We start from the raw sequence: 13670 nt of genomic DNA on the forward strand, positions 1-13670 counted from the left end.
ATCATGGTTTATATAACTCCAGGCATCGCCATTGGCACTATAATCTTCACGTACGGTTCCCCATTGGCGGTCGCTCACATAGGGCCCCCATTTTTTCCAACCCGCATCTTTTAATCTTGATTGTTCTGCATTCATGGTAAAAATTCTTACGTTATGCCGCCTTTAAGCATGCATATGCAAAGTATGTTTTTATTTAATGAAGTTAAACAAATGCATGGTTTGTTTTACATGAACATGAAGAATGTTGTGTGAAGGAGTGCGGGGTGTGAGGTATGGGGTGCGAGGATTGAAGTGTGATTCGACTCACCCCGACATTGCTACGCTTGTCGACCCTCTCTTCAGCTTCGCTGGAAAGAGGGTGAAGCAATAATTTCTATTATCTTTTATCCATCATCTTTTTTCCTGCCCTCTTTCCGCCGCAGGCGAAGAGAGGGTGGTCCAGCGAAGCGTAGAACGGGTGAGTCGTCACGCCCAGGCTTTTCTTAAAAACCTCAGCCAGTTGCCGTGCATCATATTTTCGATATCCTGATCGGTATAACCGCGTTTTTTGAGCAGATCAGGTACTTTTTGCAGATCGGCAATGGTTTCCAGATCGTACGGGCACTGTTCGCGGCCAAAAGCGCCGTCAAGGTCAGAGCCCATACCTATGTGCAGGGCGTTGCCTGCTATCTGGCACACATGGTCAATATGGTCAACCATTACCTCTAAATTGCAGTTCATGCCCCTTGGAGTTGATTGCCCCCTAACCCAGTTAGGCACCATCATCCAGGCATCAAGAGCTGCGCCAATTACCGCACCACGGTCAATCAGGGCTTTGATCATTTCGTCGCTGTACTGGCGGTTGTGATTTACCAGCGCCCGGCAGTTGTTATGGCTTGCCCATACATGGCCATTAAAATGATCAAGTGCTTCCCAAAAGCTATCATCGCATAAATGGGTGGCATCTAAAATAATATTGAGGCGCTCCATCTCTTTCAGCAACTCATGCCCTTTAGGGCCCATATAACCGGTAGCATCGGTACCCTGTGCATACCTGCCGGGGCCATAATGAGCCGGGCCAACAGCACGCAAGCCATAATTATATGCGCGCTCCAGATGTTGTACGGTTACTATAGAATCGGCTCCTTCCAGACTCAAAATATAACCAACCGGCTTTTTATCTGTTGGTTGCCCATCGTTCCAGAATTGCAGATGTTTTTCCAGCGATGCCAGGTTATTTACCTGTACCATTTCGCCGGCATCTTCCATAGCTTTGTACCAGGCCACCTGTCCCTGGGTTTGCGCCCAGGCCTGCTCTGGGGAGTGCCAGCCCGGCAGCGGATTATCAAGCGCTACAAAACGCCCGATCTGGGTAGCTACCACTAAACCAATATTACCCTTGCGCAGCTCGGGCAAACTAACCACAGCCTTGGCACGATCTGGCTTATCAGTAAGGCCTTCTTCGCGGCGGTTAATTTCATCAAGCGGGCGGGTAAGGTCGCGGTTCCACTCCAGGGCGTTCATGCTCAGGTCGAGATGGGCATCAATTATCAACATATCAGATAGTTATTTTACGGTCGCGCGCGGCATTTAGCCATTCGCCATTAAGTTCGTTATTTTCAATAGTATAAACACGCTCATATAAAGCAACAGTTGGGCACACATGGTGTGGTATACCGTACAGTACATCGCCAACCTGATAGGTATGACCTTTGCCTGCATCTACCACTAAATGTTCTTCGCTCTGACCAACAGGCACCAGCTCAGGCGCATTTAAAAAGTAAATACGTTTGCTCAGTTCATTCTCTGCAGCTACAGATTTATGGCCCACATCCAAGCAAAGTAAACCATCGCCCGGTAATGATATTACCCGGCTTATGACTAATACCGCAGGAGAGAACGGCTGCTCGGGCATACCTAATTGATAGCCTCTGTCCCAATAAACAAAAGTTCCGGGGCTGCATTCAATCACTGCGCGTTTAGCGTGAATTGGAAAAGTAGGTGACCCGCCTGCAACAATAACGGGTTCAGGATAGCCTTTTTGAGCAATGTCTTGCTGTAGCTTTAAAACTGGTTCAAAGCTGGCATTACAACGCTCCTCACGGGTTTTCAGATCAACATCATGAATGTGACCATCATAAGCATGCAAACCAACTGGGTTTAATCCAGGCAGTACGGCACAGTCCATATATAACTGTAACACCTCAAAACCCGGTTTTATACCGGTACGGTTCATACCCACATTCAGATCAAGGTATACGTTGATCTTGATCCTTTGAGCTTCGGCCGCGTCGGATATTTCTTTGGCGGCATTGGCATTATCAACCAGGCACGAAAACTGCGTGTCCGGGTAGGTCTTTATTACTTGAATAAACCTGTTTAACTTGGGGCCAACCGGCTGATAGGCCAGCAGCACATCGGGCGCTTTACAGGTACCCAGCAACTCGGCTTCGGCTATGGTGGCGCATTTAAACTTATGGATACCCGCCGCCATCAGCAGCAAGGTAACTTCCCTGTTTTTAAATGTTTTGATATGCGGCCGCAAGCGGGTAACATCATCGATCATGGTTTTAAGCAGATCAATGTTGGCCTTTACCTTATCCGGGTAAACAACCAAAGCCGGAGTATCCAGCTTATCCAGCTTATCAATGGTAAACCAGTTCATTGGGGTTTTAAGTAATGAGTTGTGAGTATGGAGTTTTAAGTTATTAATATTTTATAGAAATCTCCCTCAAATAAGGATCACTCAAAACTCATTACTCAAAACTCCTAAAACTATAATTACGCTAATTCAAATAAAGCTTCAATCTCAACCGGGATGTTATCAGGTAACGAGCCCATACCTACAGCGCTGCGGACACCGATACCATTCTCTTCGCCCCAAATTTTGGCAAAAAGCTCGCTGGCTCCGTTAATGATAAATGGATGTTTTTCAAAATCAGGCGTACAGTTAACCATACCCAAAACTTTGATCACTCTTTTAATTTTATCAAAGCTGCCGATGTTGGCTTTGATAGTAGCCAGCATGGTTAAAGCAACTTGCTGCGCGGCCAGTTTGCCATCTTCCTGCGAAACGGTATCACCAATACGGCCAATAATTAATGAGGCATCATCCTGTACCGGTCCGTGACCTGATAGATACAGGTATTTACCATCAACTAAACATGGTTTATAAACGCCAAGCGGCTTTGGTGCAGGCGGCAGGTTTAAACCCAGCGCCGCGAAGTTTTGTTCTGGAGTGTTCATGAAGGTAAAATTATAAAGATTAAGCAATAAATAATAAACAAAAAGCCAGGACTTTTGGCTCCCGGCTTTTACCTTATTGATAATGAATATTTAAACCTTCACAACTTATACCACAGGTTTGATATTAAATGCGTTAACTGCCAATGGCGACCGCTTTACAGCGAACCATAAAGCCAGCAGCACGCCGTAACTCCCGCCCCGCTCTATCCACTCAAATACCTCATAATGCGGATAAAAAAGTTCGCTGGCTATTTTCCAGATCACCAGTACCAGTATCAGGTTTTTATATGGTTTAATCAGGATGGATACAGCGGCCACAATTTCCAATACGCCTACTATTTGCGCGGTTTTAGCCGGATCGGTAAAACCTAAAGCATGATATTGATTTATCAGAGCCTGTTTCTGGATAAAATTGAGCCAGCCATGTCCGGCCAGCAGCAAAAACGTGAATACTTTTAGGCAGTTAATAACGGTTGTTAATGATGCCGGAGGTATAACTACCTGATCATCCATCCTTTTAAACCATTGTTTTAAAGGTATTTTTATACCACCCTGTACTATTAACAATACTAATGGCGCACCAAAATTGCCGGCCCGTTCTATAAACTCAGCAAAGGGCTCGCCAGATAATGGCCTCATAGAAGCTGTAGCTATCCCCCACACAACCAGCCAGGCTGCAATGATTCGTGTTGGATATACAAGCATAGATATGCCCATCAATATATCTACCGTTCCCACAATAGGCATTAAAGTGTAGGCATCGGCTTGCCCTATGCCAAACACCGCAAAGTAATTACACCAGATGGGTTTGGTGATAATACCGAATGCGCCATGACCTATAAAACACATGGCCACGGCCAATCGTAACGTAAAATATATTTTTTGATCTACAGTTAAACGCGACATTTTATTACAATAAAATTCTGTTACTATTTATTATCCGCCCCATCTGTTTTAGCCCTTTCAACGGCATACTGGCCAACCTTATTACCGGTAACCAGCCCCACCTCGCAATCGCTGCGGTAGTGTATGGCACCGTATAACCTTGACATAGCCGCAGCATTAGCCAGATCGGTAAATTTTGTACCCCTATCTGGCAGCAAATAAGTGAGCACCGTAGCCGCGGCTCCGCTAAAATTAGAATGCCCCGATGTGTAAGCTGGGAAGTTAGGCACACCAGTCAATGTTTTTATGGTAGGATTTGCCTGCGACGGACGCTGATTAAAGTAAAAATACTTGGTATCCCAGCAAACTATAGCAGCATCCATTTCGGCCATATTTAATAATGCGAAATTGCGGGCCCAGCGTACTTCGCTATACTTCTGTTTTACAAATTCGTCAGCTGCTATAGCATTCCAGTGACCGGTGGGCGTATACGTACCTATACCATCGGCCCAAAAAGCCACCTGCTCTTCATGCTCACGGGTACGGTTCTTGCTGAATGCCAATACCTCTTCCGTTTCTTTTTTAAACTCAGGTGAGTTAGTTAAATATGGTGCCGGAGGCCTGATAGCCACTACGGTAAGCGTATCAAACAAAAAGGGCAAAACCTTGGAGAACAAAGGCAGCATAGGTGGCCGTTTTGGTGTTTCTAAACTGATCCAGAATTGCTCGCCTTTGGCAAGGGCGGCCGTTTCAAAGCTTTTCCATATATCGGGGGTTCCAATAGCTTTACCGGCGCGATCATTACGGGCCCGGTTGGCAAATACCGCTGCTACCTGTTTACCCAAAGCTTCACCCGCGTTCAGTTCGCCACGGGTATTTGCGCCCGCCATAATACGGTACAACTTAGCTTCATCAGCCTTTTGTTGAATGAACGCGACCTCTGTAGGGAAAAGAAGCTTCATGAGTTCCACAGTGGTACCCGCAACCACAGCGTCTTCACTTGGGTATGATGGCAGCTCCGAGTCCGGAACCAGCGCCTGTATGCCCGAATCGTTCTTATAGGGCGCAGTGCGTTTATATTGATTTTTGAAATACCATGCTGCAATCAGCGCATCATATTGCGCCGCGCTGATGTATGCATAGGCGCGCGCCGCGTATGGCGGGTTGGAGAACGGAAATTCCGGATAATTGAACGGATTGGCCGAGTTAGGTGCCGGATAAGTACCATCCGGATTTTGATAAGGGGCCACATTATGCTTGGCTACCAGCTGGCGCAATATTTCGTTCCACCTTAATACCGAGCCCGCGCTCCAGTATTTGATGGAGGCCTTTTGATCTTCGGTCAGATTTTTTTGCAGGGCTTTGATCTCGTTAATATCTGCAACGTACGCAGGCGATGTCAATGCATCAGGCGCAGCAACCGTTAAACCGTTAAAATTGGTTAACAGCACCGGTTTCCAGGTATCGGCATTTAAGTCGAGGTTGGTTGGCGCCAATGCAGGGTATAATGTATTACGATCAACAATATCTTTTTTGCAGGATGTGCCTAAAATAGCCGTTCCTAAAAAAATGCCGACTGGGATTATATGGAGTAAATTTCTTTTCATGTTAATAGTCATCAATAATGGAATCGGCACTTATTTTTCTTTTACGGTACTAAAAACGTAATAAACACCGGCAAAAAAGCTGCGGGTTTGCCCTACGTTACGGCCGTTTAGTACGTAGTTTCCGCCACCAGTAAGTTCCAGTCCGCTGATGGATTGAAAACTGTATTTTAATATCACGCCGGCTGTTGTTGCGTTCATTTTATTGCTCGGGAACGGCATATCATTTTTTCGGATATCAAAACCATCTATAGTTGTCATTTTGGTTAACACGGCCTCGGCGTTAAATTTTAAGCTGCGGTAACCGGAGCTGATCAGGAAATTGGTCACATTAGGCATTTGCACCTCGTTGGTATAGTGCATTTCTGTGGTGTAATAGGAGTTCCTGTCTATAGTAATATTACTCCGGCGGACATATTGCCCAGCACCGGCCACAAAGAATCGGCCTGTTTGGTAGTTGAGCAAACCACGCAAGGCTATATTTTTGCTTCGTAAACCAATTGATAAAGGCAAATAATCGGCTTGATAATCGCTTAAAGGGATAGATCCGGACAGGATGGCGTGAAAACTAAATAAGCCCCTGCCTATCTCCTCTTTGATGGCCATCCATTTAACGGCAGCGCTCAGGTCCTGAAAATTTTGCTGGCTCCTCAAAGTTCCGGCAGACGCATTGGTTGTTACGTACGGTACCATAAATAACAGGTTAATACGGTTTGATAAACCATAATTACCACCAAGACTGTACACATTAGAGCTTACGGTACCCAGGTTCAGGTTATCGCGTTTAAACGTGCCTTCCCAATAATGATCCCAACTGTTATGGGTGTACAGTGCAGCGGCACAAAAGTAATTTTTGGGAATCATGAGCGCGTCGGACTCTGTTTGGGCCTGCGCCTCTTGAAAAAAAGCTACACAGCAGGTAATGGCCAGACAACATTTGTAAAAATACGGCAGTAAGGGTTTAATCATATAAATAATAAAGTCAATTCAAAAAGTAGATTAATCCCTTAAAACAGCTCACACAATTCATGTTTGATGCATAATTATTCAATACAAACGCATAGGTATACTATCGCATATTGTAACTACAACAATAACTAAGCTATCGTATTGCTAAATCTGCATGAATTAAATAATAAGAGACTTAGTGATAATACGCTACCTTATTTCGATAAAACTCGTTAATAAACAGGATTATAATTATCGTAAATATATGTACCAGATTCACAAAAACAAACAGAATCTGCAATTATGTAACAAAGCCATTACTTAATTAATTTCTTAACCTTATTTATATGATTATTTTATTAAAACTTACTGTTTAACGTAATAACTTGCACCCAATTAACTCCTGAAAATGATCAACAAGAAAATAACTACGGGTAATATTTTAAACGGGCTATTTACGGTTATGATAATTGTTATACTCATCAATCCTGCTGCCAAGGGTTTACTGATCAGGGGACTCATGAACATCGGTTTCTTTCAGCCCAATGTACCTGTATCAGCCTCAAAAAAAACATTGGCTGAACCGTTTAACATTACCTTTCGCAATGCCAAAGGACAAGCCATTAACACGGCTGATTTAAAAGGTAAAGTTATTTTCATCAACTTTTGGGCAACCTGGTGCCCGCCCTGCATTGCCGAAATGCCATCAGTAAATCAGCTATACGCCAAGTTCAAAAACAATAATGATGTTATTTTCATCATAGTTGATGTAGATAACGATTACACCAAAGCCCTGGCCTTTATGCAGAAACACAACCTCAACCTGCCTATGCACACGTTGGCCAGCAGCATTCCGGATAATATTATGGACGGAACCATCCCCACCACCCTGGTATTTAATAAGCGCGGCGAAATGGTATACCGGCACATCGGTGCAGCCAATTACAGTAATAATCAATTTATGGCCTTTTTAAATTCTCTGAATAAATAAAGCCGCTTAATTAATAGTTGTTATTTACACACTTATTAATTATTTTTTTGCTTTATTTACATAACTAATTACTAACCACATTTTCATGAAAAGGAACCTGTTTTTTTACCCGGGTATTTTGGCACTTTGCCTTATACCGGTCATTTGCTTTGGCCAAACGGCAACGCTCACTGTAAGTAACGATTCAAAAACAACCATCAGCAGGCACATTTACGGCCAATTTGCCGAACATTTGGGGCATGGCATTTATGACGGTTTTTGGGTTGATAAAAACCTACCGGTAAAAAAGCAGGATCGTATTCGGTTGGACATTGTTGACGCCCTAAAAAAAATCAAGATCCCTAACCTGCGCTGGCCCGGCGGCTGTTTTGCCGACGAGTATCACTGGCGCGATGGAATTGGTCTGCCAGCACAGCGCCCGCGTATGGTAAATACCAACTGGGGCGGTGTAACCGAAGATAACAGCTTTGGCACACATGAATTTCTGGAACTATGTAACCTGCTTAATTGCGAACCTTATATAGCGGGCAATGTGGGCAGCGGTACGGTAGATGAAATGTCAAAATGGATAGAATACCTGAACTCTAACAGTACCAGCACCGTAGTGCAAACCCGTGTAAAAAACGGACATAAAGAACCCTATAAAGTTACTTTTTGGGGAGTTGGCAACGAGAGCTGGGGCTGCGGCGGCAATATGACACCGCAGTTTTATGCCGATCAGTTCAGGCGTTATGCCTCTTTCGCTAAGGATTACCCCGGGGCCAAACTTAAAAAAATAGCCAGCGGCCCAAATTCTGATGATTATAACTGGACGGAAGTTTTAATGAAAAATGTCCCGCTGCATATGATGTATGGCTTATCGCTGCATTATTATACCATACCAACCGGCCATTGGGGTAAAAAGGGTTCGGCTACGGAATTTACCGAACAGGAATACTTTAATACAATGGTTAACTGCTTAAAAATGGAAGATCTGGTAACCAAGCACTCAGCCATTATGGATAAGTATGACCCTGAAAAACATGTAGCGTTGGTAGTTGACGAGTGGGGCGTGTGGACAGACCCTGAACCGGGCACCAATCCGGGCTTTTTATACCAGCAAAACAGCCTGCGCGACGCGCTGATCGCTGCCACTACCCTGAACATTTTCAATAATCACAGCGACCGTGTAAAGATGGCCGCCCTTGCCCAAACCATTAACGTGTTGCAGGCATTGGTGCTAACCGACAAAGAAAAAATGATCCTGACCCCTACTTACCATATATTTGATATGTATAAAGTTCATCAGGATGCCAAATACCTACCTATTAAATTAGATGCCCCGGATTACGAGGTTGACGGAAAGAAGATCCCGGCTGTAAATGCCTCAGCTTCGCAGGATGCTGCCGGTAAGGTGCACATCTCGTTGGTTAATTTAGACATTCATAAACCGATAACTATAACAACCGGCTTTAAAGATATCAAATGGAGTACCGCAACTGGCCAGGTATTAACATCAGCCAATGTTACCAATGTAAACACCTTTAAAGATCCGAACAAAATACACCTTAACAATTTTACAGGAGCCAAAAAAGATGGCGATAAACTGATAGTTACTCTCCCTGCAAAATCAGTGGTAACACTGGAATTGAATTAATAAACACTAAAATTGACAAAGCCGCTAAGCCTTAAAGCTTAGCGGCTTTGTTTTATAACGGCTTTACCTGAATATTAAAAATACCACTTAATGCTTTCTTAGCGGCATGGTAACCACACATGCCATGTACGCCGCCGCCCGGCGGTGTGGATGATGAACAGATATAAAGCCCTTTGGCAGATGTTTTATAAGGAGATAAGCGCAATACCGGTCTGGTAAATAACTGGCCAATATCAATTACGCCCCCATTAATATCGCCGCCAATATAATTAGGGTTATGCTCTTCTAACTGAGCGGTATTAAAAGTATGTTTGGCTAATATGGTATCCCGGAAGCCGGGTGCAAAACGCCCCACCTGCTGCTCAATAACAGCGGTCATATCTTTTTCAGAACCGTTTGGTACGTGGCAATACGCCCAGGCGGTATGTTTGCCTGCCGGTGCCCTTGATGGATCGATCTGGCTTTGCTGTGCCAGCAGCACAAAAGGCTTGTCAGGGTGTTTGCCTTCCCATATCTGTTGCTCGCCGGTAGCTATCTCTTCAAAGGTATTACCTATGTGCACGGTGCCGGCTTGTTTAACACTTTCATTTTTAAAAGGGATAGGCGCGTCAAGTGCCCAATCGATCTTAAATACGCCCATACCATAACGGTAACGTTCCAGTTGCCATTTATACAATGATGAAAATTTGTGGCCCGCTATTTTCAATAACTGTTTGGGAGTAATATCAAACAAAACCGCATGGGTCGATGGCAGTTGGCTTAATGATTCTACATAAAAATCAGTCTCGATTTTGCCGCCAATGGAGATAAAATAAGATGCCAGCGCGGCAGCTATTTGCTTTGACCCGCCACGCGGTACCGGCCAGCCTTTTAAATGCCCTTGCGCGGTAAGTACCAGCGCTATAGCCGATGTAGCTATATTGGTTAAAGGCTGGATGCCATGAGCGGCCATCCCGGCAAATAAACCTTTGGCGGTTTTATCCTTGAACCGTTTTTGTAAAAACGAAGCTGAGGTAAGCGCCTTCAGCCCAAATTGAGCCATCGCCAGCGGATGTTTGGGAAAACTCAGCGGCCCTAAGGCATCGGTAGCTATCAACGGCCAGTTTTTAACCACAGGTTTGATCAGCTTCAGGTAAGCCTGTTCATCAACGCCAAATTGCCGTGCCGTTTTTTCTATAGATTGTGTCAGAATAGCAGCCGAGCCATCATCAAACGGATGCGCGGCTGCTATTTGGGGGTATAAATATTGGAGGCCGTGCTGTGCCAGCGGCAGTGTTTCAAAAAAGGGCGAAGCTGCCGCCAGAGGATGTATAGCCGAGCATATATCATGCAGGTAACCGGGCAAAGTAAGTTCAGCCGAACGCAGTCCCCCACCTATTTCATTTTTTCCTTCCAGCAATAAAACCGACAAACCTTGCTGCTGCATTAAAATGGCGGCAGCCAGGCCATTTGGCCCCGAGCCAACTATGATGGCATCGTAATCGCGTTTTTCAAGCTTCATGTATCCGGGAGGTATTTACACCTCTAAGGTATTTAAATAAATGCTATGCCCGGTAATTATACGGTCAAGGTTATGCTGATTTTCTGCTATTGGCGATCAGGGCCGACTCATATACGGTCGAAACAATATCCTCACCAGAAAAAGTACCTAAAAAGTCGAGATCAATATGGCTGTATAACACCTGTTTTGATGGGTCGATAACATAAGTTGCCAGTAAAGGAACGTTCACATCAATGCCCGAGAACCTGTCCCATATAGGCGCATCATCAGAAAATATCCGGAAAGCACGGGCAAGCTCTTTATTCTCGTCATGGTAAAAATTAAGCGTGAAACTGTTTTCCCATGCTTTGGCTTCCAGTTCGTCGGTACGTTCGTCGCTAACAATGAGCAGGTTGCCGCCGCTGGCTTTGATTTCATGCTGCAGGTTATTCAATTGTTTTAACAAGGTATCACCCTGTCCGCGCCAGTGTTGCGAGTAAAAAGCGACAACCAAAGGTTTGTTAAGCAAATGTCTTAATGAAATAGGGCCATGCGTTTCGGCGCCATTAAAAAACTGCTGCCAATGGCTGTAGCTATGGTGTAGTTTAAAACCAGGCACATAATTGCCTGCTTTAACAGGTTTTAAGGCCTGATAAGGTTTAAATGGAATATCGTTTTCAACAACAATTTCTGACAGATCAAAAAATGGATATTTATTATGATTAGTGATTAGCATTTTTTTTTGAATGAAAATTTAACGGATTGTACTTTATTAAAGCGGTGATTTTTGACGATCAGTGGCAACAACTGCATAATCCGTATGCTATATGGTAATTGGACAACAATCTGCCGTCGGCAGGCATGTTCAGTAAATTAACCAGATAAGTGTTCATAAAAAATTATAATAAATAATGGGATCAGTAAATTGGAGATTATTGGAGAGGTAGCTAAAAATGATAGCTTAACAACAGCAACACATGACCATTACCTTCTTTAAATCGTTACGATTTAAAAAGGGATTTGACTGGTATGTTAAGGTTCTGCCTTGCATGTGTTTGATGATTACGAAACAAATATACTATAATATCTATAAACTTAGTATACATTGTTTGAAAATATTTTTATTTCTTTTTGTTTTACTATCTTTCCCGCAAAAATACTTATGCTGCGGAAGCAAAACCTCTTCTCTAAATTATTCATAACCAGCCTTATCTTAATAGTTTTTGGCTGCAAGCAGAATGTAAAACACACCATATCAAAAGTTGATTCTGTAAAGAAGAAAATAGTAAAGGACTGGAATAAAACCATTCCCGGAAACTTCAGCAACCAAACCGAAGCCGTTTTTGACAGCTCACAGATAGCCGTATTCCTGAAAAAGTATCCTGACTTTAATGCCTACGCTCCCGACATTAACCTTTTTTACAGCAAGCGTAAATTCGCATATGCCTGGTATGCTAACAATGTATTGATTGAGCAGGCTGGTAACCTGGCCGACAGGCTGAACCACCTGCAAAACGAAGGCATATATAAAGCTATCCCCTACCCAAAATCATTAGATTCACTGGTGTTTGATAATCATCCTAAACCCAAAGAGGCTAAAAGCAATATCACTACCGAGTTGATGCTCACTGCCCAATATTTTGTTTTTTCCAAACTGGCTTTTCAGGGTATGAGCGATTCGGTAAGCAGGGCCATCAACTGGTACCTGCCGCGTAAAAAGGTATCATACAATGATTATCTGGATAGCCTGCTGAAAAAGCCAGGTAAAGGCGGTGCTAATGCTATATCCGAACCGGTTTACCGGCAGTATGATCTTTTAAAGAATTTTCTGGCCAAATACCGCCAACTGGAATCCACAGAAAAATGGAATCCTATCGTTGTTAATCAAAAGCTGAAGCCTGGTGATTCTGCCGGGGTGATACCGGCCATCAAAAAACGGCTTTACAAACTGGAAGATTTTAAAGGCGATACTTTAAGCACTGTATATGACGATGAGTTGAAAGAGGCATTTAAACAGTTTCAGTTAAGGCATGGGCTTACAGCAGATGGCGTGGCCGGTGCCGGTACTATTACTGAATTAAACGTGCCATTGAAAAAACGGATACAGCAAATTATGGTGAATATGGAACGTTGTCGCTGGCTACCCGTAAGCCTGAACACTGATTATTTAGCGGTGAACATCCCCGAATTTAAGCTACATGTTTACCATGCCGATAGTTTACTATGGAGCTGTAATGTGGTGGTTGGCCAGAAGGTACACCAGACCGTTATTTTTTATGGCGAGATGCAATACGTGGTTTTCAGCCCGTACTGGAATCTGCCCGAAAGCATTATTCGAGCGGAAGTATTGCCTGCCATGAGAAGAAACCCGAATTACGTAAATGAGCATAACATGATCATTACCGGGAAAGAAAACGGCTTGCCGGTAATTAAGCAAAAGCCCGGTCCGGCAAATTCATTGGGCCTGGTTAAATTTCTGTTCCCGAACAGTTATAGTATTTATCTGCATGATACACCATCAAAATCATTGTTCGGCGAATCGTCAAGGGCATTCAGTCATGGTTGTATTCGTGTGGGCGAACCTGCTAAGCTTGCCTCTTTTTTACTAAAATATGATACCACCTGGACTGCCGCCCGCATTAACAAAGCCATGCACCTGGGTAAGGAACAGCAAATAACGCTTAAACAAAAGGTGCCTGTTTTTATAGCCTACTTTACCGCGTTTACAGATCGTGCCAATAAACTCAATTTCCGCAAGGATATTTATAACCGGGATGGCCAGCTGGCATCGATGATATTATCAGGAAAGGGAAGTTATTAGAAAAACTGTCGAACACAAAAAACAATGTCATTGCTGTAAAGGTCAAGTAATTCGGTAACAGAATTAGCTTTAGATATTAA

At 43.7% G+C, this 13670-nt stretch carries 11 protein-coding genes; 3 read left to right on the forward strand and 8 right to left on the reverse strand.

Features of this window, described 5'->3' with window-relative positions; translation table 11 throughout:
• Nucleotides 1-465: 465 nt before the first annotated feature.
• The 6 genes from AAGC65_RS20375 to AAGC65_RS20400 form a co-directional block, all read right to left on the reverse strand.
• Nucleotides 466-1536, reverse strand: a complete 1071-nt coding sequence (locus AAGC65_RS20375; protein WP_343114301.1) for a membrane dipeptidase — start codon at nt 1534-1536, stop codon at nt 466-468.
• 1 nt (nt 1537) lies between these two features.
• Nucleotides 1538-2644 (reverse strand): D-TA family PLP-dependent enzyme, encoded by a 1107-nt coding sequence (locus AAGC65_RS20380; RefSeq protein ID WP_343114302.1) that lies wholly within the window; start codon nt 2642-2644, stop codon nt 1538-1540.
• A 116-nt stretch (nt 2645-2760) separates the two neighbouring features.
• Nucleotides 2761-3225, reverse strand: a complete 465-nt coding sequence (locus AAGC65_RS20385; RefSeq protein ID WP_343114303.1) for a RidA family protein — start codon at nt 3223-3225, stop codon at nt 2761-2763.
• A gap of 105 nt (nt 3226-3330) precedes the next feature.
• On the reverse strand, nt 3331-4131 hold the full coding sequence (locus AAGC65_RS20390) for a hypothetical protein (RefSeq protein ID WP_343114304.1): 801 nt from the start codon (nt 4129-4131) through the stop codon (nt 3331-3333).
• Nucleotides 4132-4154: 23 nt separating this feature from the next.
• Nucleotides 4155-5717 (reverse strand): phosphatase PAP2 family protein, encoded by a 1563-nt coding sequence (locus tag AAGC65_RS20395; RefSeq protein ID WP_343114305.1) that lies wholly within the window; start codon nt 5715-5717, stop codon nt 4155-4157.
• A 30-nt stretch (nt 5718-5747) separates the two neighbouring features.
• On the reverse strand, nt 5748-6683 hold the full coding sequence (locus AAGC65_RS20400; protein WP_343114306.1) for a hypothetical protein: 936 nt from the start codon (nt 6681-6683) through the stop codon (nt 5748-5750).
• A gap of 388 nt (nt 6684-7071) precedes the next feature.
• Here AAGC65_RS20400 and AAGC65_RS20405 point away from each other — a divergent pair, with 388 nt between their 5' ends.
• Entirely contained in the window at nt 7072-7653 is a 582-nt protein-coding gene (locus tag AAGC65_RS20405; protein ID WP_343114307.1) for a TlpA disulfide reductase family protein, read from the forward strand.
• Nucleotides 7654-7738: 85 nt separating this feature from the next.
• Complete coding sequence (locus AAGC65_RS20410; protein WP_343114308.1) at nt 7739-9289, forward strand: alpha-L-arabinofuranosidase C-terminal domain-containing protein; 1551 nt, start codon at nt 7739-7741, stop codon at nt 9287-9289.
• Between the two features lie 52 nt (nt 9290-9341).
• Here the strand turns inward: AAGC65_RS20410 and AAGC65_RS20415 are convergent, their stop codons facing one another.
• Nucleotides 9342-10790, reverse strand: a complete 1449-nt coding sequence (locus AAGC65_RS20415) for an NAD(P)/FAD-dependent oxidoreductase (protein ID WP_343114309.1) — start codon at nt 10788-10790, stop codon at nt 9342-9344.
• Between the two features lie 70 nt (nt 10791-10860).
• Nucleotides 10861-11505: a redoxin domain-containing protein gene (locus AAGC65_RS20420; protein WP_343114310.1), complete on the reverse strand. Its 645-nt coding sequence runs from the start codon at nt 11503-11505 to the stop codon at nt 10861-10863.
• Between the two features lie 426 nt (nt 11506-11931).
• On the opposite strand from AAGC65_RS20420, the gene AAGC65_RS20425 reads away from it, so the two are divergent.
• Nucleotides 11932-13590, forward strand: coding sequence for a L,D-transpeptidase family protein (locus AAGC65_RS20425; RefSeq protein WP_343114311.1), 1659 nt, complete (start codon nt 11932-11934; stop codon nt 13588-13590).
• Nucleotides 13591-13670: the final 80 nt, after the last annotated feature.

Source organism: Mucilaginibacter sp. (assembly GCF_039207105.1).
Taxonomy (GTDB): domain Bacteria; phylum Bacteroidota; class Bacteroidia; order Sphingobacteriales; family Sphingobacteriaceae; genus Mucilaginibacter.

Excerpts from the sequence above, each read along its gene's own strand:
- AAGC65_RS20375 (WP_343114301.1), bottom strand. The coding sequence starts at position 1,536 with ATGTTGATAATTGATGCCCATCTCGACCTGAGCATGAACGCCCTGGAG.
- AAGC65_RS20380 (WP_343114302.1), bottom strand. The coding sequence starts at position 2,644 with ATGAACTGGTTTACCATTGATAAGCTGGATAAGCTGGATACTCCGGCT.
- AAGC65_RS20385 (WP_343114303.1), bottom strand. The coding sequence starts at position 3,225 with ATGAACACTCCAGAACAAAACTTCGCGGCGCTGGGTTTAAACCTGCCG.
- AAGC65_RS20390 (WP_343114304.1), bottom strand. The coding sequence starts at position 4,131 with ATGTCGCGTTTAACTGTAGATCAAAAAATATATTTTACGTTACGATTG.
- AAGC65_RS20395 (WP_343114305.1), bottom strand. The coding sequence starts at position 5,717 with ATGAAAAGAAATTTACTCCATATAATCCCAGTCGGCATTTTTTTAGGA.
- AAGC65_RS20400 (WP_343114306.1), bottom strand. The coding sequence starts at position 6,683 with ATGATTAAACCCTTACTGCCGTATTTTTACAAATGTTGTCTGGCCATT.
- AAGC65_RS20405 (WP_343114307.1), top strand. The coding sequence starts at position 7,072 with ATGATCAACAAGAAAATAACTACGGGTAATATTTTAAACGGGCTATTT.
- AAGC65_RS20410 (WP_343114308.1), top strand. The coding sequence starts at position 7,739 with ATGAAAAGGAACCTGTTTTTTTACCCGGGTATTTTGGCACTTTGCCTT.
- AAGC65_RS20415 (WP_343114309.1), bottom strand. The coding sequence starts at position 10,790 with ATGAAGCTTGAAAAACGCGATTACGATGCCATCATAGTTGGCTCGGGG.
- AAGC65_RS20420 (WP_343114310.1), bottom strand. The coding sequence starts at position 11,505 with ATGCTAATCACTAATCATAATAAATATCCATTTTTTGATCTGTCAGAA.
- AAGC65_RS20425 (WP_343114311.1), top strand. The coding sequence starts at position 11,932 with ATGCTGCGGAAGCAAAACCTCTTCTCTAAATTATTCATAACCAGCCTT.